General features: G+C 64.2%; 20 protein-coding genes. 14 read left to right on the forward strand and 6 right to left on the reverse strand.

What is annotated here, in order from left to right; all coding sequences use genetic code 11:
* Positions 1–45 precede the first annotated feature (45 nt).
* From P0652_RS06205 to P0652_RS06220, 4 genes are all read left to right on the forward strand, one after another.
* Positions 46–1,020 carry an OmpA family protein gene (locus tag P0652_RS06205; protein ID WP_284177897.1) on the forward strand — a complete coding sequence of 325 codons (975 nt, stop codon included), beginning with the start codon at positions 46–48 and terminating at the stop codon, positions 1,018–1,020.
* A 26-nt stretch (positions 1,021–1,046) separates the two neighbouring features.
* On the forward strand, positions 1,047–1,610 hold the full coding sequence (locus tag P0652_RS06210) for a LemA family protein (protein ID WP_284177898.1): 564 nt from the start codon (positions 1,047–1,049) through the stop codon (positions 1,608–1,610).
* 123 nt (positions 1,611–1,733) lie between these two features.
* Positions 1,734–2,771, forward strand: coding sequence for a M48 family metallopeptidase (locus P0652_RS06215; RefSeq protein WP_284177899.1), 1,038 nt, complete (start codon positions 1,734–1,736; stop codon positions 2,769–2,771).
* Positions 2,768–3,187, forward strand: a complete 420-nt coding sequence (locus P0652_RS06220; protein WP_284177900.1) for a GtrA family protein — start codon at positions 2,768–2,770, stop codon at positions 3,185–3,187. Before P0652_RS06215 ends, P0652_RS06220 begins: the two co-directional genes overlap by 4 nt.
* A 4-nt stretch (positions 3,188–3,191) precedes the next feature.
* On the opposite strand, the gene P0652_RS06225 is transcribed toward P0652_RS06220, so the two are convergent.
* Positions 3,192–3,902: a class I SAM-dependent methyltransferase gene (locus P0652_RS06225; protein WP_284177901.1), complete on the reverse strand. Its 711-nt coding sequence runs from the start codon at positions 3,900–3,902 to the stop codon at positions 3,192–3,194.
* Between the two features lie 34 nt (positions 3,903–3,936).
* Positions 3,937–5,145: a glutamine-hydrolyzing carbamoyl-phosphate synthase small subunit gene (carA, locus tag P0652_RS06230; RefSeq protein WP_284177902.1), complete on the reverse strand. Its 1,209-nt coding sequence runs from the start codon at positions 5,143–5,145 to the stop codon at positions 3,937–3,939.
* 135 nt (positions 5,146–5,280) lie between these two features.
* Here carA and P0652_RS06235 point away from each other — a divergent pair, with 135 nt between their 5' ends.
* A complete protein-coding gene (locus P0652_RS06235; protein ID WP_284177903.1) occupies positions 5,281–5,736 on the forward strand; it encodes a GatB/YqeY domain-containing protein in 456 nt (151 codons plus the stop codon).
* 102 nt (positions 5,737–5,838) lie between these two features.
* Here the strand turns inward: P0652_RS06235 and P0652_RS06240 are convergent, their stop codons facing one another.
* Positions 5,839–6,189, reverse strand: coding sequence for a BrnA antitoxin family protein (locus P0652_RS06240; protein WP_284177904.1), 351 nt, complete (start codon positions 6,187–6,189; stop codon positions 5,839–5,841).
* A complete protein-coding gene (locus tag P0652_RS06245) occupies positions 6,168–6,440 on the reverse strand; it encodes a BrnT family toxin (protein ID WP_284177905.1) in 273 nt (90 codons plus the stop codon). Before P0652_RS06245 ends, P0652_RS06240 begins: the two co-directional genes overlap by 22 nt.
* 162 nt (positions 6,441–6,602) lie before the next feature.
* Here P0652_RS06245 and dnaG point away from each other — a divergent pair, with 162 nt between their 5' ends.
* The 5 genes from dnaG (at position 6,603) to P0652_RS06270 (ending at position 12,905) form a co-directional block, all read left to right on the forward strand.
* On the forward strand, positions 6,603–8,462 hold the full coding sequence (dnaG, locus tag P0652_RS06250; protein WP_284177906.1) for a DNA primase: 1,860 nt from the start codon (positions 6,603–6,605) through the stop codon (positions 8,460–8,462).
* A gap of 175 nt (positions 8,463–8,637) precedes the next feature.
* The gene (gene rpoD, locus P0652_RS06255) at positions 8,638–10,647 is read left to right on the forward strand and encodes an RNA polymerase sigma factor RpoD (protein WP_284177907.1); all 2,010 of its coding nucleotides are present in this window, start codon (positions 8,638–8,640) and stop codon (positions 10,645–10,647) included.
* An 88-nt stretch (positions 10,648–10,735) separates the two neighbouring features.
* Positions 10,736–10,930, forward strand: a complete 195-nt coding sequence (locus tag P0652_RS06260) for a hypothetical protein (RefSeq protein ID WP_284177908.1) — start codon at positions 10,736–10,738, stop codon at positions 10,928–10,930.
* A gap of 75 nt (positions 10,931–11,005) precedes the next feature.
* Positions 11,006–11,617, forward strand: coding sequence for a LysE family translocator (locus P0652_RS06265; protein WP_284177909.1), 612 nt, complete (start codon positions 11,006–11,008; stop codon positions 11,615–11,617).
* 139 nt (positions 11,618–11,756) lie between these two features.
* Positions 11,757–12,905: a glycerophosphodiester phosphodiesterase gene (locus P0652_RS06270; RefSeq protein ID WP_284177910.1), complete on the forward strand. Its 1,149-nt coding sequence runs from the start codon at positions 11,757–11,759 to the stop codon at positions 12,903–12,905.
* Positions 12,906–13,016: 111 nt separating this feature from the next.
* On the opposite strand, the gene P0652_RS06275 is transcribed toward P0652_RS06270, so the two are convergent.
* Both P0652_RS06275 and P0652_RS06280 read right to left on the reverse strand, forming a co-directional pair.
* The gene (locus P0652_RS06275; RefSeq protein ID WP_284177911.1) at positions 13,017–13,481 is read right to left on the reverse strand and encodes a DUF2852 domain-containing protein; all 465 of its coding nucleotides are present in this window, start codon (positions 13,479–13,481) and stop codon (positions 13,017–13,019) included.
* A 103-nt stretch (positions 13,482–13,584) separates the two neighbouring features.
* On the reverse strand, positions 13,585–14,223 hold the full coding sequence (locus tag P0652_RS06280; protein ID WP_284178027.1) for a TetR/AcrR family transcriptional regulator: 639 nt from the start codon (positions 14,221–14,223) through the stop codon (positions 13,585–13,587).
* A gap of 127 nt (positions 14,224–14,350) precedes the next feature.
* Here P0652_RS06280 and P0652_RS06285 point away from each other — a divergent pair, with 127 nt between their 5' ends.
* The 4 genes from P0652_RS06285 (at position 14,351) to P0652_RS06300 (ending at position 17,508) form a co-directional block, all read left to right on the forward strand.
* The gene (locus P0652_RS06285) at positions 14,351–15,595 is read left to right on the forward strand and encodes an MFS transporter (RefSeq protein WP_284177912.1); all 1,245 of its coding nucleotides are present in this window, start codon (positions 14,351–14,353) and stop codon (positions 15,593–15,595) included.
* Positions 15,596–15,652: 57 nt separating this feature from the next.
* Positions 15,653–16,039, forward strand: coding sequence for a hypothetical protein (locus P0652_RS06290; RefSeq protein ID WP_284177913.1), 387 nt, complete (start codon positions 15,653–15,655; stop codon positions 16,037–16,039).
* Between the two features lie 61 nt (positions 16,040–16,100).
* Entirely contained in the window at positions 16,101–17,126 is a 1,026-nt protein-coding gene (locus P0652_RS06295; RefSeq protein WP_284177914.1) for a methionine synthase, read from the forward strand.
* Entirely contained in the window at positions 17,119–17,508 is a 390-nt protein-coding gene (locus P0652_RS06300; RefSeq protein WP_284177915.1) for an acyl-CoA thioesterase, read from the forward strand. Before P0652_RS06295 ends, P0652_RS06300 begins: the two co-directional genes overlap by 8 nt.

The raw sequence follows: 17,508 nt of genomic DNA on the forward strand, positions 1-17,508 counted from the left end.
CGCGTCGCAGAATTTTGCCAGAGTGATTCAGGAGACAGCGACACCATGATGCGCAATTGCCTTTTCGGAATTCGGGGCCTGTGCCTGACCCTCGTCGTCGGGCTTTCGGCCGTGACTGCCCAGGCCCAGACCTTTCCGACAAAGGATGTCCAGGGCTCGCGGGATCATCCCCTCGCAGGACGCTACGAAGGCTCCTTCATCGCCTACCACAAGGTGCGCGACTATGACGAGATGCGCCTTCCGATCAAGAAGCTCAACAATTCCAGAGTTTTGACCGAGGAAAACAGCATCGAGATCAAGGGACGGGCCCTGCGCCAGCTCTATCGTGGACCGCAGGGACGTTCCTCGCTGGAAGTGGTCCGCAACTACGAGCAGCGCCTGCAGGGGCAGGGCTTCGAAACGCTGTTCCTGTGCCGGATGCGCGATTGCGGCGGCTCGGATCTCTGGTTCGCCGTGACCGAAGCCCACAAGGGCAGCGGGCTGCCTTCGAACTGGGAGAGCCAGACCTATCTGATCGCCCGGAAAAAGGATGGCAACGGCGCCGAATCGGTCGTGGCCGTGCTCTCGGTCGAGATCAGCGGCGAGGTGCGCTCGCTGGTGGATGTGCTCGAAAGCAAGGGCATGGAAACCGACAAGATCAAGGTGCTCGATGCCGGCGCCCTGAAAAGTGCGCTGGATGGCCAGGGCCGTGCTGCGCTTTACGGCATCACCTTCGAGTTCAACAAGGCCGAGATCCGTTCGGAATCCCGGCCGCAGATCGACCAGATCGTGGCCTATCTCAAGGCCAATCCGCAGGTGGCGATCGTCGTGGCCGGCCATACCGACGCCAAGGGCGGTTTCGACTACAATGTCGACCTGTCCCGCCGCCGGGCGCAGGCTGTCGTGCAGGCGCTGACGGCAGCGGGCATCGGCGCCAACCGCCTGACGCCGTTCGGGGCCGGCATGGCCTCGCCTGTGGCAACCAACGAAACCGAGGCCGGGCAGGCGCAGAACCGCCGGGTCGAGATTGTGAAGCGCTGAGCCCGGTCGGGCCTCAACAAGGAGACGTGACGATGGAATGGGTCATTCTCGGGCTGATCGTGCTGGTGATCGGCTGGCTGCTGATGAGCTACAATGGCGTCGTGGCCATGAACCAGCGGGCCAACCAGGCCTTCGCGGATATCGATGTGCAGCTCAAGCAGCGGCATGACCTGATCCCCAATCTCGTGGAAACGGTGAAAGGCTATGCCAGCCACGAGAAGGAAACGCTGGATGCGGTGATCCGCGCCCGCAACACCGCGATCAGCGCGCAGGGCCCGGCCAACATGGCCGAGGCAGAGAAGGGCCTGTCAGGTGCGCTCGGCCGCCTGATCGCGCTGTCCGAGGCCTATCCGGACCTCAAGGCCAACACGAACTTCCTTGACCTGCAGGCGCAGCTCGGCACGATCGAGGACAAGCTGGCCGCGGCCCGCCGGTTCTTCAACAATGCCGTCAGTGAGTATAATGCGGCGATCCAGTCGATCCCGATGGTGTTCGTCGCGAAGAATTTCGGCTTCAGCGAGCGCACCTTCTTCGATGTCGGCGAAACCGCGCGGACGCAGCTCGACCAGGCGCCGAACGTCAAGTTCTGATGCCGGGGCGGCCCTGGCCGGCGGCTTTGCGCCGCCTGCCGGGCCACCTCCTGAGAAACCTCCGGGGAGGAGGCCGCGGCCCCGAAGGCCGCAATTCCGCTCCCGCATGTCAAGGGCAACGCCATGGGGCAGGCATTCGGCCTATACACCCATATCCGGAACAACCGCCTGCGCTCGTGGTTCCTGCTGGCCAGCCTGTTCGTGCTGGTGGCTGCGGTAACCTTCGCACTGACGCTGGCCTTCGATGCGGCGCGGTTCAACGCGCCGTTCAACCGCATCCTGTCCTATGCCTGGCGGCAATTCTGGGGCTACCTGCCGGTGGCCTTCGCGCTGGCCGCTGTCTGGGTGGGGATCGGCTTCGCCTTCAACACGGCCATGATCTCCTGGGCCACCGGTGCGCAGGAGGTGACGCGCGAAAGCCATCCGCGTCTCTATCACCTGCTGGAAACGCTCTGCATCTCGCGCGGCATGCCGGTGCCCAAGCTGGCCATCATCGAGAATCCGGCCCTCAATGCCTTTGCGAGTGGCGTCAACGAGGCGCAGTACCAGATCAGTGTCACAACCGGCCTCATGGAAGCGCTGGACGATGCGGAGCTGGAAGCCGTGCTCGCGCATGAGCTGACGCATATCCGCAACCAGGATGTCCGGTTGATGATCATCGCCGTGCTGATCGCCGGGGTGATCTCCTTCTTCGGTGAATTGCTGGTGCGCGGCCGGTTCCGATTCGGCGGCGGTGGCGACGGCGACAGCAAGGGCAGGGGCCTGGCGCTGCTTGTCGGGGCGGTGATCATGCTGCTCGCGTGGTTTCTGGCCGTACTGATCCGGTTCTCGCTGTCGCGCAGCCGCGAGTATCTCGCCGATGCCGGCGCGGTCGAGCTGACGAAAAACCCGGATGCCATGATCTCGGCGCTGCTCAAGATTTCCGGCCGCGCCGATATCGAGGGCGTGCCCTCGGGGATCATGGATATGTGCATCGAGAATGATCCGGACGATTTCGCCGATATCTTCTCGACCCATCCCTCGATCACCAAGCGCATCCAGGCGCTGCAGGCCCATGCCGGCGGGCAGATTCCGCTCGGCCCGCCGCAGGCGATCCGGGATCGCGAATCGCTGCCGCAGATGGTTGAGAAGCGCGGGCCCTGGGCGCGGGGCGGCCCGTGACCGGCGAGGCCGTTCCACCCGATCGCGGTTGGCGCCGGATGCTGCGCCAGTTCAAGTCGTTCTTCGGCGTCGGAATCCTTGCCGCCGTCGTTCATTACAGCTTGCTGATCTTTCTCGTCGAATGGCGGAAGGTCGATGCCGTGCTGGCCACGATGGCCGGTTACCTCGCCGGTGGCCTGCTTTCCTATGGCCTGAACCGCCTGTTGACCTACGAAGCAGAGCGCGGCCATCTCGAGGCGGGATGGCGCTTCGCCGTGGTGGCGCTGATCGGCCTCGGGCTGACGACGGCGCTGATGAGTGCGTTCCTGCGCCTGCTCGACTGGCACTATATTCCGTCGCAACTGCTGACGACGGGCATCGTGCTGCTCTGGAGTTTCTTCGCCCACAAATACTGGAGTTTCCGCGACCGGGCCTGAAGGCTCACTCGGCCCGGGGTTCGCTGAAGCGGACGGCGGCGAAGGCCATTCGGGCCTGGTTATGGCCGAGATTGCGCTCGAGCCGGCGGGCGGTCAGCCCGACCTTGTCGAGCAAGGCGAGGATCTCGGCTTCCTCGTAATGGGTGAGGCCGAGTTCCTGCCGGATCCGGCGGTAATCAGACAGGGCCGTCTTCACGAGGCCGGCCAGAGCCGGGATGAGGAAGCCGCCCTGCCAGCCGAAGGCCAGCAAGGCGCGTGCATCGACGAGTGGCGAGAGGCCGACAGGCAAGATATCGCCGAGGATCAGCGTGCCGCCCGGGCGCAGCAGCCGTGCCAGATCGTGGATCAGTGTCGCGAAATCCGGCTTTGACATGTATTGCGCCACCGAATGCACGACGAGCAGATCGACACTGCCATCGGCGAGGCCAGCCAGATCTTCCGGCGCCAGAACCTGGATGGCGCGGATCTCGCCGAAGCGGGCATTGAGTTTCTCGCGGACTGTCGAAGCGGCGTCGACGAGGATCAGTTTGCGGCACCGCGCGGCAACAAGGCCGGCCGAGAGCGCTTCGCCGCAGCCGAAATCGAGGACGGTATCGTCCTCGCCGGGGAGAAGGTCGCGGATATCCGAGGCGATGCCCCGGTAATGCAGCATCTTGTGCCGATCATTCACGTAGATCGGGTTGTCGGCATTCCAGAACTCGATCCAGCTGCGCATGGCGGGCATCCCGTGGCGTGATGGCGCCGGCCTGTCAGCGCCGCGCCGCGCGCATCATGTCGACGAAACGATCGAACAGATAGTGGCTGTCCTGCGGGCCGGGCGAGGCTTCCGGATGCTGCTGTACCGAGAAGGCCGGGCGATCCTTCAGGCGGAGGCCGCAATTCGAGCCGTCGAACAGCGAGATGTGGGTTTCCTCGGCATTGTCCGGCAGGGTCTTCGGATCCACTGCGAAGCCATGGTTCATGGAGACAATCTCGACCTTGCCGGTGGCATGTTCCTTCACCGGGTGGTTGGCGCCGTGATGGCCCTGCGCCATTTTCATCGTGCGCGCGCCAATGGCGAGGGCCAGCATCTGGTGCCCGAGGCAGATGCCGAAGGTCGGAATCCGCGCATCGAGGATCGCGCGGATATTCGGCACCGCGTAGAGGCCGGTCGCGGCCGGATCGCCCGGGCCATTGGCGAGGAAGACACCATCCGGCTTCAGCGCCAGCACATCGGCGGCCGGCGCGTCCGGCGGCAGGACGGTGACCTTGCAGCCTCGCTCGGCCAGCAGGCGCAGAATGTTGCGCTTCACACCGTAATCGAGCGCAACGACATGGAATTCCGGCGCCTTCTGTTCGCCATAGCCTTCGTTCCACGTCCAGCTGGTCTCGGTCCAGTCATAGCGCTGGCTGCCGGTGACGGCGGGGACAAGGTCGAGTCCGGCCATGGAGGGCAGGGTCTTCGCGGCGGCGAGCAGGGTCTTGCGGTCGAAAAAACCATCCGGATCATGGGCGACGATGGCGTTCTGCATGCCCTTGTCGCGGATCAGGGCCGTAAGCGCGCGGGTATCGATGCCGGCAATGCCGACAATGTTCCGCGTCTTCAGCCAGGAATCGAGGTCATGCGTCGAGCGGTAGTTCGAGGGATCGGTGATGTCCGTCGCCAGCACGATGCCAGTGGCGGCAGTGCGGGCCATGTTGACCGTCTCGATATCTTCCTCGTTCACCCCGACATTGCCGATATGCGGGAAGGTAAAGGTGATGATCTGGCCGAAATAGGAGGGGTCCGTCAGGATTTCCTGGTAGCCGGTCATCGCCGTGTTGAAGCAGATCTCGCCGCGGCCTTCGCCGGTCGCGCCGATGCCCGTGCCCTCGATCATCGTACCATCTGCGAGAACAAGGAGCGCGGTCGGGCGGAACTCCGTCCAGGGCGCAGGCGCGGTGTCGCGATTTTCGGATTGCAGGCCCGGCTTTGTCATGGCAGTTGCTCGTGGGATTGGGCCAAAGCCAGTTCGGCTCGGCGCGACGGCATTCCGGGTTCGATAAGGAACCCGCGCCACGACGTCAATTCCCGTCTGCGGGGCATTTCCGGCATTCTTGCCGGCAGGGAGACCATGATGCGCGAACTTTTCACCACCGCCCTCAAGGAATCGATGAAGGCCGGCGACAAGGCGCGGCTGGCGGCGGTGCGGCTGATCCAGGCCGCGATCAAGGACAAGGATATCGAGGCCCGTGGCGCCGGGAAGACGCAGGCGACCGATGACGAGATCCTGTCCCTGCTCCAGAAGATGATCAAGCAGCGCCAGGAATCGGCCGCGATCTACCGGGCCAACAACCGCCCCGAACTTGCCGAGACCGAGGAAGGCGAGATCGCCGTCATCCAGAGCTTCCTGCCGAAGCAGCTCGACGAGGCCGAGACCCATGCCGCCATCGCTGCCGCCATCACCGAAACCGGCGCGGCTGGCATGAAGGATATGGGCAAGGTGATCGCCCATCTCAAGGAGCGCTTCACGGGCCAGATGGATTTCAGCAAGGCGAGCGGCCTGGTGAAGGCAGCGCTGTCAGGCTGACCTGACAGCTTTTTGTTATTACATATTTTACAGTGCGTTAAGCCGTTCGTGGTCGGGACAGTTTTCCCATGCCGATCGCGGCGACCCTGTGGATAACGGGGATTATGCGCGACGCTTCGTGTCGATGTAGTGCCGCAACACGGTGTTGATCCGGCCCTGATAACCCGGCCCCTGTGCCTTAAAAAACTCGAGTACATCCGGATCCAGGCGAATCGAAATCGGCTGCTTGGGGCGATGGGGGCGGATCGCCACCGCCGACCAGTCAACATCGTGCAACCCTGCCCAATCCGGGTCGTCGGCCACGGCTGACGCAATATCGGAATCGGTGAGGGCATCGAGTCGAGCCCAATCCGTCTGGCTGGTCCGGATCTCGAGGCGGCCATCGGGATGACGCACGATGTGGCGGGTGTCATCCAGCTTGCCGAGATAGGTCATGTCGGATGTGTCAGCCATAACGCAACCTCCCTTTCCCGAGCCTTCCGGGCCGAAATGAGCCGTATATTCTCCCCGCGCAGGGTGAAGATCACGGCGATGACCCTGCCTTTCAGGGCTCCGATCAGCAGGCAGCGCGGCTCGCCATCCCGGTCGGAGCGGATTTCGAAGCTTCGCCGGTCAGCGAAAACCTCGACGCAATCGAGAAAATCGATCCCGTGTTTGGTGATGTTGGCGAGGCGCTTGGCCTCGTCGTACTCGAATAGAATCATTCGGTTTAAATCCTTTCAAGACCAGAACTTTTGTCACTGACGTGCCATCTCCGACCTTAAATCCGAACGACGCCTCTATCGAGCATCTGGCGTCTGTATATACATACATAAATACAAAGTCAATTGCTTTGCGCTTGGCTGCCTATCCGCTATCCAGACCTGATGCGCTATCCGCCCTCGATTCTGGAGGACATCAAGTCCCGTCTGCCGGTCTCGGCGGTGGTGGGCCGGCGCGTGAAATTGCAGAAGGCCGGCCGCGAATGGAAGGGGCTCTCGCCCTTCAATGCCGAGCGCACGCCCTCCTTTTTCGTCAATGACCAGAAACAGGCCTGGTTCGATTTCTCCTCCGGCCGGAACGGCGACATTTTCACCTTCCTGATGGAAGCGGAGGGGCTGTCCTTTGCCGAGGCGATCGAGCGACTTGCCTCGGAGGCCGGGGTGGTGCTGCCGGTCGCAACGGCGGAGACGGAGCAGCGCGAACGCAAGCGCGCCGGCCTGCACGAGGCGATGGTACTCGCCGCCACCTATTTCCGCGAGCAATTGCGGGGGGCAAAGGGACGCGAAGCGCGCGAATATTGCACCGGGCGCGGTCTGGTCGGCGCCGTGGCCGAGCGGTTCGGCATCGGCTACGCGCCGCCGGACCGGTATGGCCTGCGCGACTATCTCGCCGGGAAGGATGTGCCCTCGGAGGTGATGGTCGAGGCCGGCCTGCTGATCCAGCTCGACGGCGAGGCGGTGGCCTATGACCGGTTCCGCGACCGGGTGATGTTCCCGATCACCGATCCGCGCGGGCGGATCATCGCCTTCGGTGGCCGTGCACTCCAGAAGGATGCGCAGGCGAAATACCTGAACTCGCCCGAGACCCCGATCTTCCACAAGGGCGGGACGCTCTACAATCTCGACAAGGCGCGCAAGCCCGCCCACGATGCGGGCACGCTGTTCGTTGTCGAGGGCTATGTCGATGCGATCGCGCTCGACCGGGCCGGGATCGGCCATGTCGTCGCGCCGCTCGGCACGGCGCTGACCGAGGACCAGCTGGCCATGATCTGGCGCCTTGTGCCGGAGCCGGTCCTGTGTTTCGACGGCGACAAGGCCGGCCTGCGGGCGGCCTACCGGGCGATCGACGTGGCCCTGCCGGGCCTGGCACCCGGAAAATCGCTGCGCTTTTGCTTCCTGCCAGAGGGGCAGGACCCGGATGACCTTCTGCGCAGTCGCGGCCCCGACGCCTTGCGGCAGGCGCTCGAGAAACCGCGCCCGCTGGTCGATGTGCTGTTCGAGCGCGAAATGGCACGCTCGCCGCTTGAAACGCCCGAGCAGCGCGCGGATTGCGAAAAGCGGCTGTTCGGCGCGGTGGCGCAGATCGGCGACGAGGATCTCAAGCGCCATTACCGGCAGGCCATGCGCGAACGGCTGCAGGCCCGGTTCCAGCCGCAACGGCAGGACATGCGGGCCGGCGGCCGTTCCGCGCCACGCGGCCGGGGGCGTTACGGGCAGGGCGATTCCAGCGCGCAGATGCCGCTGGTGGCGAGCGAGTTGCTGAAGCGCAGCCCGCTTTTCCGCAGCCAGACGGGAATCCTTGCCCGCGAAGCGGCGCTCGTGCTGGCCATGGTGCACCATCCCGGCCTGATCGAGCAGGAAGCGGAGACCTTTGCCGAATTGCTGTTCGACAGCGGAGTGGCGCGGCAGATCCGTGCCGGGTTGCTCGATCTTGCCGCGCGGGGCGGAGCCGGGGCAGAAACACGCGAATCGCTGGAGCTTGCCCTTGCCGGGAAGGGGCTTGCGCCTGCAATCCGGCAGCTCGAGGAGGCAGCGGCGGCGGAAACCTGGGCCGGCCCGGGGGCTGCGATCGACCATGTCACGGCGGCCTGGCGCGAGGCTGCCCACTTGCATGCGCGCCAATCCTTCCTACATAGCGAAATAGACTCGGTTTCTCTTGATTTTGCTGTTAACGGGGGCGAGGAGAGGTTCGAGAGGCTCAAGGCACTTGTCCAGCGACGGGAGGCCTTGCTCGAAACCGAATAGACGACAGATTGAGGGGCGGCCCGCGCCCGGCATGGCGGTGCCCGGGCCAGCGGGCGGGGCACGCGCTGCCCGGCGTGGATAATAGATCATTAAGCGGCTTCGCGTTAACGACAGAACGTTGGCGGAGTCGGCTCTGGTAGGGGCATGTGACCCCGAGGCTTCAGGACCTGACGGAATGGCGACCAAACCCATCAAAAAAGAAGAAGCGGCGAATTCCGGCGCCGATACGCCTGATGCTCCCCTGATCGATGTTTCCGATGCGGCCGTCAAACGGCTCATCAAGCTCGCCAAGAAGCGCGGCTACGTGACGATCGACGAGATCAACGCTGTCCTGCCGCAGGAAGAGGTGAATTCCGAGCAGATCGAGGACATCCTCGCGATGTTCAACGAGATGGGCGTCAATGTCGTCGAGAACGAGGAGACGGAGGAAGGCGAAACGCCGGCCGCCGATGCCGCCGATGACGATGCCGAGGATGGCGAGGAGCCCGCGCCGCGTTCGACCGCTGTCGTGAAGTCGGAACGCTCGTCCGAGCCACTCGACCGGACGGATGACCCTGTCCGCATGTATCTGCGCGAAATGGGTGCCGTCGACCTGCTCTCCCGCGAGGGCGAGATCGCGATTGCCAAGCGCATCGAGGCCGGCCGCGAGGCGATGATCGCCGGGCTCTGCGAGAGCCCGCTGACCTTCCAGGCGATCATCATCTGGCGCGACGAACTCGAGGAAGGCAAGACGCTGCTGCGTGATGTCATCGATCTCGAGGCCACCTATGCCGGCCCGGACGGCAAGGGCGCGCCCAAGGTCGAGGGCGAGCCGGATGATTTTTCCGACGAGCCGAAGGCGCGCGTCGTCAACGAGGATGGCGACGAGGTGGAAGCCCCGCCGGAGCCGGATTCCTTTGATGATGAATTCGATGGCGGTGTCTCGCTCTCGGCGATGGAAGCCGAGCTGAAGCCGCGCGTGCTCGAGACGTTCGGGCGCGTGGCCGACAATTACAAGAAGCTCCGCCGCCTGCAGGACCAGGATATCGAGAACCGCCTGCAATCGACCAAGCTGTCGCCGGCCCAGGAGCGCAAATACAAGAAGCTCAAGGACGACATCATTGCCGATGTGAAGTCGCTCTCGCTCAACCAGAACCGCATCGATGCGCTGGTCGAGCAGCTCTACGACATCAACAAGCGGCTGATCGGCCTCGAGAGCAAGCTGCTGCGGCTGGCCGAGAGCTATGGCGTTGACCGGGTCGAGTTCCTGAAGAACTACCAGGGCGCCGAGCTGGATCCGAAATGGATCCTCCGGGTCTCGAAGTTCACCACCAAGGGGTGGAAGGAAGTCGTGGCCAATGAACTCGAGCGGATCAAGGATATCCGCGGCGAGATCCAGGCCCTGGCCAGCGAGACCGGCCTCGAGATCATCGAGTTCCGCAAGATCGTCACGCAGGTCCAGAAGGGCGAGCGCGAGGCGCGGATCGCCAAGGACGAGATGACGAAGGCGAACCTGCGCCTCGTGATCTCGATCGCCAAGAAATACACCAATCGTGGCCTGCAATTCCTCGACCTGATCCAGGAGGGGAATATCGGGCTGATGAAGGCCGTCGACAAATTCGAATATCGCCGCGGCTACAAGTTCTCGACCTATGCGACCTGGTGGATCCGGCAGGCCATCACCCGCTCGATCGCCGACCAGGCCCGCACGATCCGCATCCCGGTGCACATGATCGAGACGATCAACAAGATCGTCCGGACCTCGCGCCAGATGCTGCACGAGATCGGCCGCGAGCCGACGCCGGAAGAGCTGGCCGAGAAGCTGGCCATGCCGCTGGAAAAGGTGCGCAAGGTTCTCAAGATCGCCAAGGAGCCGATCAGCCTCGAGACGCCGATCGGCGACGAGGAGGATTCTCATCTCGGCGATTTCATCGAGGACAAGAACGCGATCCTGCCGATCGATGCCGCGATCCAGTCGAACCTCCGCGAGACGACGACGCGCGTCCTCGCCTCGCTCACCCCGCGTGAGGAGCGCGTGCTGCGCATGCGCTTCGGCATCGGGATGAATACCGACCACACGCTCGAGGAAGTCGGCCAGCAATTCAGCGTTACGCGCGAGCGCATCCGCCAGATCGAGGCGAAGGCCCTGCGCAAGCTCAAGCATCCGAGCCGGAGCCGGAAGCTGCGGAGCTTCCTGGATAATTGAGGCAAGGCGACTGTGCCATTCATTCGACAAGGGCGGGTCGCAAACCCGCCCTTTTTCATTGCGTTATTTCGTGGCGAAGGAGAATGCCATGAACGACGATCCGAACAGCCCCTCGACGCCCGACCCTGCTGAGCTTGCTGCGGATGGAGAGGAGGGGAACGAACAGCCGGGTTCCCGGCTCGACATTCTTGGCAACGCTGTGGGCGATGCGGTCGGCGAAGTCTGTGCCGCTGGCCTCGATCTTGCCGGTTCGATTCTCGGTGGCGTCCTCGACGGGATCTAGGCTCAGCCTGATCTCCTCGACAATCGAGGCGGGGCATGAAACCCTGATCGCGAATCCTCCCGATCAGGAACTGCCATGACCCTCGAATTCTGGATCACCACCTTCATCGTCGTGGCCTCGCCGGGCACGGGGGCGGTCTACAGCATCGCCACCGGCCTCGGGCGCGGCGGGAAGGCCAGCCTGGTCGCGGCCTTTGCCTGCACGCTCGGCATCCTCCCGCATCTCGCCGCCGCGATGACGGGGCTGACGGCCCTGCTCCATGCCTCGGCACTGCTGTTCGACCTCGTGAAATATGCCGGCGTCGCCTATCTGCTCTGGATGGCGTGGCAGACCCTGCAGGAAAAGGGCGCGATGCGCGTCGATGCCGATCCGACGCCGCGTTCGACCCTGCGGGTGCTGGTCGACGGGATCGCGCTCAACCTGCTCAATCCGAAGCTCTCGATCTTCTTCGTGGCTTTCCTGCCGCAATTCATGGACCGCAATGCCGCCAGCCCGATGCTGGAGATGCTGGCGCTGAGCGGCATCTTCATGGCGATGACTTTCGTGGTCTTCGCCCTTTACGGCCTGTTCGCGGCGGCGATGCGCGACCATGTGATCAGCCGGCCGGCCGTGATGGCCTGGCTGCGCCGGAGCTTCGCGGCGGCCTTCGTGCTGCTGGGGGCGCGCCTCGCTGTCCAGGAGCGGTGAGACCGGCCCCTTGCCGCGCCTCGCCCGGTTTTCCCTCGCGCCGAGCCGGATTCTCCTGTCGCTTCACGGTCATCTCCGTGTGATCTCCCTGTCATGCGGCGGGACCAAGAAAGGCGTCATTGACCCGATGGAGGATGCAATGACCCTGAACCGCATGGTTGCGACCGTGTTTCTGGCAATGACCGCGATGGCGGTTCCGCCGGCCCTCGCCCAGGAGAAGACGCTGGATGGCAAGCCGCCGCTGGTTGTCGGCCACCGCGGCGCTTCCGGCTACCTGCCGGACCACACGCTCGAAGGCTATCGCAAGGCGATCGAGATGGGCGCCGACTTCATCGAGCCCGACCTCGTTGCAACCAAGGACGGCGTGCTGATCGCGCGGCACGAGCCGATGCTCGGCGGTACGACCGATGTGTCGACCAAGCCGGAATTCGCCAGCCGCAAGCGCAAGGTCAAAGTCGACGGGATCGATACCGAGGAATGGTTCGCCTTCGATTTCACGCTGGCCGAAATCAAGACCCTGCGCGCGATCCAGCCCCTCAAGGAGCGCGACCAGAGCCATAACGGCAAGTATGCTGTTCCCACCTTCCAGGACGTGATCGATCTCGCCAAGGCAGAGAGCGCCCGTCTTGGCCGCGTGATCGGTGTGTATCCGGAAACCAAGCATCCGAGCCTGCATTCGGCCGTTGGCCTGCCGCTCGAGGACCGGCTGGTCAACCAGATCAAGGCTGCCGGCTGGACCGAGAAGACCTCGCCGGTGATCATCCAGAGCTTCGAGGTGGCGAATCTCAAATATCTGCGCACCCGCACGAATGTCCGGCTCGTCCAGCTGGTCGATGCCGATGGCGTGGACAAGGACGGCAAGATCGTCCTCGCCGCGCCGTATGACAAACCCTATGATTTCGTGATTACCGGCAATCCGAAGACCTTTGCCGATCTCGTCACCAAGGAAGGCCTTGCCGAGATCAAGACCTATGCCGACGGTGTCGGGCCGTGGAAGCCCTATATCATGGCGGGCAAGCAGGAAATCGGCGCCGATGGCAAGCCGAAGGACCTGAATGGCGATGGCAAGATCGACGAGCAGGACCGCGTGCTCCTGCCGCCGACCGATCTCGTGAAGAACGCACATGCCCTCGGCCTGTTCGTCCATACCTGGACGTTCCGCTCGGAGCCGCGCCGCCTCGCCTCGAATTTCAAGGGTGATCCGGTGGCGGAATACAAGGCGTTCTATGCGCTCGGCATCGATGGCCTGTTCAGCGATTTTCCCGATCATGCGGCGAAGGCACGCTGACAGCGTCAGGAGACCGGCGGAGCCGCATGCCCGGATGCAACGAAAAGGCCCGGCAGCGATGGCTGCCGGGCCTTCTCATTTGACAAGGGGGCCGAGCCCGGAGCGTACCCGTCATGCCGCCGGGCGCGGCTCGGGCGCTTCCGGTGTTTCCGGAGGCTTGCGGTTCCGGCGTTCTTCCATGAAGCGGTCGAATTCGGCCTTGTCCTTGGCATGGCGCAGCCGCTCGAGATAATCGCGGAACTGCGTCGCTTCCTCTTCCAGCCGGCGGATCGTCTCCGACCGGTATTCGTCAAAGGCCCGGTTGCCTGTCGGGCGGAAGCCCGCACCGGCCGCGCTGTCCCGATAGGCCGACCAGCGGTCCATCTTCTCGCGCATCCGTTCCATTTTCTGTTCCCAGCGCGCCCGGCGGTTCTCGCCCCACGCGCCCCATTGGCTGTTGCATCCCATGCGACCACTCCAGATCATGTAGCCCAGAATCAGGAGCCCGATGGGCCAGAACAGCACGAATCCGGCGATCATCGCGGCAATCCATGCCGGTTTGCCCCAATCATCCAGGCGCGCCACCATTCCAGACATCCGTCTCTCCTCAATGTGAATGTAAATCACATTTACATAGATGCGATCAGAGCGGCGTTTCGTCAAGAGGGCCGATCATGACAAGTTGGAAAGGTTCGGCCGGTCAGGCCGGACCGCTGCGCAGCCCGTCGAAATAGACCAGGACGCCGGCCTCGAGCAGGTCCTCCGGCGACATCGGCACCGGCCGGCGCGCTGCATCGCCCCTGGCGAAGAGGCTCGCGACGCCATGCGACATCGACCAGACATGCAAGGCGACCATGAGCGCCGGCGGGCGCCGCTCGGCCGGCAAGGTGGCGAGAACCGCTTCGCAGCCCTCGCGCAGGATAGCAAAGGCGGCCTCGCCGGCCGCGTGCAGGCCCGGATGGCTTGCCATGGGCAGGCCCGATTCGAACATGGCCGAGTAGGCGGCCGGCTGATGCCGCGCGAAGGCGAGATAGGCGTGGCCAACACGCATCAACGCATCGCGCGGGTTGGGCTGGCCGTTCTGCCACGCCGCCTGCAGCCGGGCGGTGAAGTCCTCGAAGCCGCGCTTGGCGACATCGGCCAGCAACTCGTCTCGGTCACGGAAATGGCGGTAGGGCGCGGCGGGGGACACGCCGGCCGCGCGCGCCGCCTCGGCGACGGTGAAGCCGCCGGGCCCCTTCTCGCCGATCAGGCGGAGGGCGGCGTCGATCAGCGCCTCGCGGAGGTTGCCGTGATGATAGCCCCGCTTCTTCGAAGGGTCTTCCGAATCCCAAGCCATGGCCGACATATGGGCAATCCGGTACGGCGAAGCAATCACCGGGATTGGTTTCGATCACGCCTTCGAATGGGCCGATCACATTTCGGCATTTGACTTGCCCCTTCCGGCGGGGGAGGCTCCGCGCATCATGGATTCCTCCGCTTCAGCCTCAGCAGCCGACCGTTTCGCTCCCGATGGCCCCTATGCAACGGTGCGGCTCTGGCTGGCCCTGCTTGTGGCCACCATTGCCGGCGTTGGCATGTGGGCCATCGTCGTCGTGCTGCCGCAGGTCCAGGCGGAATTCGGCGTCGATCGCAGCGCGGCTTCGTTGCCCTACACGTTCACGATGTTCGGCTTTGCCTTCGGCACGATCGTGCTCGGCCGGATGTCCGACCGGACCGGCATCGTCCCGCCGATCCTGATTGCAGGCGGCTGCCTCGCGGCCGGGTTCATCCTCGGCGGGCTTGCGCCGAACCTGACCACCTTCACCCTGCTGCACGGGTTGCTGGTGGGCGTCGGAGCGGGCACAGGCTTCGCACCGATGATCGCCGACATCTCGCACTGGTTCGTCAAGCGGCGGGGCTTCGCCGTGGTGGTCGTCGCCAGCGGGAATTATCTTGCCGGCACGGTCTGGCCGCTTTTCATCCGCTATGCGATGCCGGAAATCGGCTGGCGGAATACCTATATCGTCATTGGCATCCTTGTCGGGTTGACGGTAATTCCGCTGGCTTTCCTGTTCAAGCGACGTCCGGCCCAGAAGGTCTATGCGGCGGCCGAATCCGCCACCCAGGTCGCGCGAGCCGATCTCGGCATGTCACCCGGCATGCTGCAGGCCCTGCTCATCGTGGCCGGCTTCGCGTGCTGTGTCGCCATGTCGATGCCGCAGGTGCATCTTGTCGCCTATTGCGGTGATCTCGGCTATGGCGCGGCGCGCGGGGCGGAGATGCTCTCGCTCATGCTGTTCCTCGGCATTATCAGCCGGATCGGCTCCGGGATCGTTTCCGACCGGATCGGCGGCGCGGCCACGTTGCTGATCGGGTCGATCATGCAGGGCACAGCGCTGCTGCTCTACCTGTTCTTCAACGGGCTGTCCTCGCTCTACATCATTTCCGGGATTTTCGGCCTTTTCCAGGGTGGTATCGTGCCGATGTATGCCGTGATCTGCCGAGAATTCCTGCCGCCGCGCGAGGCGGGGGCGCGGATCGGCTTCGTGGTCTCGGCCACGATCTTCGGCATGGCTTTCGGCGGCTACATTTCCGGCGTCATCTTCGACTGGACGCAATCCTACCGGCTCGCCTTCCTCAATGGTGTGGCGTGGAATGCCGTCAACCTGCTCGTGGTGGGCTATCTGATCTGGCGGCAGCGCGCGGCCATGCGGATGGCCGCCGCCTGATCGATGCATCCGGCGGGCTTCCTCGCGTGTTTCAGGAGAAACACAAGGAGGTTTCTCATGTTTCGCCTGATCTATCTCGGCTCTGTCCTCGTGCTCGGATTCATCCTCGCCACGATGGTCGGCAAGGCTGTTTCCGCGTCGGAATCCTACGAGAGCTGGCCTGTCCTGACCAATCCGTTCGAAAGCACCGGCGGTGGCGGGGTGATGATCGACCGCTACCAGCCGGTTGTCGCGGGTGGCAAATGCACCACCGATTTCACGGTCATCATCCCGGGGCCGCAGGGTGGCACCTTCCTCAACGAGGCCGAGTTCACGGCGGTTGCCGTCGCCGGTGGCATCCTCTGCACCGAGGGGCGCTGGCGCGCCAAGGACGGCTCCGCCCAGGGCACGACGCCGTTCCGTGTCTTCATCAAGGACGGAATCGTCCGGCGCCCGCCGGCCTGACCTTGACGGATGCCTCCCGGCGCGACACCTCTGGCCGCTGACATTTTCCGGGGGAAACACAATGCTGAAAACCACGATCGCCGGTTCGCTGCCGAAGCCGGGCTGGCTGGCCGAGCCCGAAAAGCTCTGGGCACCCTGGCGGCTTGAAGGCGTGATGCTCGAACAGGGCAAGCTCGACGCGACCATCCTCGCGGTGAAGCTGCAGGAGGATGCCGGGATCGATATCGTGGGCGATGGCGAGCAGGCGCGTGTGCATTTCGTGCATGGCTTCCTCGCCAATCTCGACGGGATCGACTTCAACCGGAAAACGGTGATGGGCATCCGCAACAACCGCTACAACGCGGAAGTGCCCACGGTTGTCGGCCCGATCCGTCGCAAGGCGCCGGTCCATCGTGCCGAGGCGATGGCCGCGCGGGCCCATCGCAGGGGCGGGCTGAAATTCACCCTTCCCGGGCCGATGACCATCGTCGACACGATCGCCGACGTGCATTACGGCCGCCGCGAGGATCTCGCCATGGCGTTTGCTGCCGTGCTGAACGAGGAAGCGCTGGAATTGCAGGCGCTCGGCGTCGATGTGATCCAGTTCGACGAGCCGGCCTGGAATGTCTACATGCCGCAGGTCGCGGAATGGGGCATGGCCGCGCTGGAGCGCGCAGCGCAGGGGCTGACCTGCACCACGGCGGTCCATATCTGCTACGGCTACGGCATCAAGGCGAATATCGACTGGAAAGCCGGCCTCGGCGACCAGTGGCGCCATTACGAGGAGACCTTCCCGGTCATTGCGCGGTCGAAGATCGACCAGGTCAGCCTCGAATGCCGCAATTCCCGCGTGCCGATGGACCTGATCCGCCTGCTCGACGGCAAGGATGTGCTGGTCGGCTGCATCGATGTCGCCTCTGATACCGTGGAGACGCCGGAACAGGTGGCCGAGACGATCCGGCAGGCGATGAAATTCGTGGCGCCGGAAAAGCTGTATCCCTGCACGAATTGCGGCATGGCGCCCATGTCGTCCGCCGTGGCCTATGGCAAGCTGGCGGCCCTGTCACGCGGGGCGCGGATGGTCTGCGAGGAACTCGGACATGGCTGAACCGACGGAAACGCCGCGCGGCGAGCTCACGGTGCGCACCATCGCGATGCCGGCAGATACCAATGCCAACGGCGATATTTTCGGGGGCTGGGTGATGAGCCGGATGGACCAGGCCGGTGGCATTGCCGGCGTTGGCCGATCGCGCGGGCGCGTGGTCACCGTGGCCGTCGATGCGATGACCTTCATCCGCCCGGTCAAGGTGGGGGATGTCCTCTGCGTCTATACCGAGGTCGAGAAAATCGGCCGGACCTCGATGAAGATCCATATCGAGGCCTGGGCCGAACGCTTCATCACGCACCAGCGCGAGAAGGTGACGGACGCCACCTTCACCTTCGTTGCGATCGATGAGGAAGGCCGCCCGCGCCCGGTGCCGGTGGTCTGA

It is taken from the genome of Rhabdaerophilum sp. SD176, from assembly GCF_030143245.1.
Lineage (GTDB): Bacteria > Pseudomonadota > Alphaproteobacteria > Rhizobiales > Beijerinckiaceae > Rhabdaerophilum.

What these genes read in the sequence shown, in the direction of transcription:
- P0652_RS06205 (WP_284177897.1), top strand. Translation starts at nt 46, where the DNA reads ATGATGCGCAATTGCCTTTTCGGAATTCGGGGCCTGTGCCTGACCCTC.
- P0652_RS06215 (WP_284177899.1), top strand. Translation starts at nt 1,734, where the DNA reads ATGGGGCAGGCATTCGGCCTATACACCCATATCCGGAACAACCGCCTG.
- P0652_RS06225 (WP_284177901.1), bottom strand. Translation starts at nt 3,902, where the DNA reads ATGCGCAGCTGGATCGAGTTCTGGAATGCCGACAACCCGATCTACGTG.
- carA (WP_284177902.1), bottom strand. Translation starts at nt 5,145, where the DNA reads ATGACAAAGCCGGGCCTGCAATCCGAAAATCGCGACACCGCGCCTGCG.
- P0652_RS06235 (WP_284177903.1), top strand. Translation starts at nt 5,281, where the DNA reads ATGATGCGCGAACTTTTCACCACCGCCCTCAAGGAATCGATGAAGGCC.
- P0652_RS06240 (WP_284177904.1), bottom strand. Translation starts at nt 6,189, where the DNA reads ATGGCTGACACATCCGACATGACCTATCTCGGCAAGCTGGATGACACC.
- P0652_RS06245 (WP_284177905.1), bottom strand. Translation starts at nt 6,440, where the DNA reads ATGATTCTATTCGAGTACGACGAGGCCAAGCGCCTCGCCAACATCACC.
- dnaG (WP_284177906.1), top strand. Translation starts at nt 6,603, where the DNA reads ATGCGCTATCCGCCCTCGATTCTGGAGGACATCAAGTCCCGTCTGCCG.
- rpoD (WP_284177907.1), top strand. Translation starts at nt 8,638, where the DNA reads ATGGCGACCAAACCCATCAAAAAAGAAGAAGCGGCGAATTCCGGCGCC.
- P0652_RS06260 (WP_284177908.1), top strand. Translation starts at nt 10,736, where the DNA reads ATGAACGACGATCCGAACAGCCCCTCGACGCCCGACCCTGCTGAGCTT.
- P0652_RS06265 (WP_284177909.1), top strand. Translation starts at nt 11,006, where the DNA reads ATGACCCTCGAATTCTGGATCACCACCTTCATCGTCGTGGCCTCGCCG.
- P0652_RS06270 (WP_284177910.1), top strand. Translation starts at nt 11,757, where the DNA reads ATGACCCTGAACCGCATGGTTGCGACCGTGTTTCTGGCAATGACCGCG.
- P0652_RS06275 (WP_284177911.1), bottom strand. Translation starts at nt 13,481, where the DNA reads ATGTCTGGAATGGTGGCGCGCCTGGATGATTGGGGCAAACCGGCATGG.
- P0652_RS06280 (WP_284178027.1), bottom strand. Translation starts at nt 14,223, where the DNA reads ATGGCTTGGGATTCGGAAGACCCTTCGAAGAAGCGGGGCTATCATCAC.
- P0652_RS06285 (WP_284177912.1), top strand. Translation starts at nt 14,351, where the DNA reads ATGGATTCCTCCGCTTCAGCCTCAGCAGCCGACCGTTTCGCTCCCGAT.
- P0652_RS06290 (WP_284177913.1), top strand. Translation starts at nt 15,653, where the DNA reads ATGTTTCGCCTGATCTATCTCGGCTCTGTCCTCGTGCTCGGATTCATC.
- P0652_RS06295 (WP_284177914.1), top strand. Translation starts at nt 16,101, where the DNA reads ATGCTGAAAACCACGATCGCCGGTTCGCTGCCGAAGCCGGGCTGGCTG.
- P0652_RS06300 (WP_284177915.1), top strand. Translation starts at nt 17,119, where the DNA reads ATGGCTGAACCGACGGAAACGCCGCGCGGCGAGCTCACGGTGCGCACC.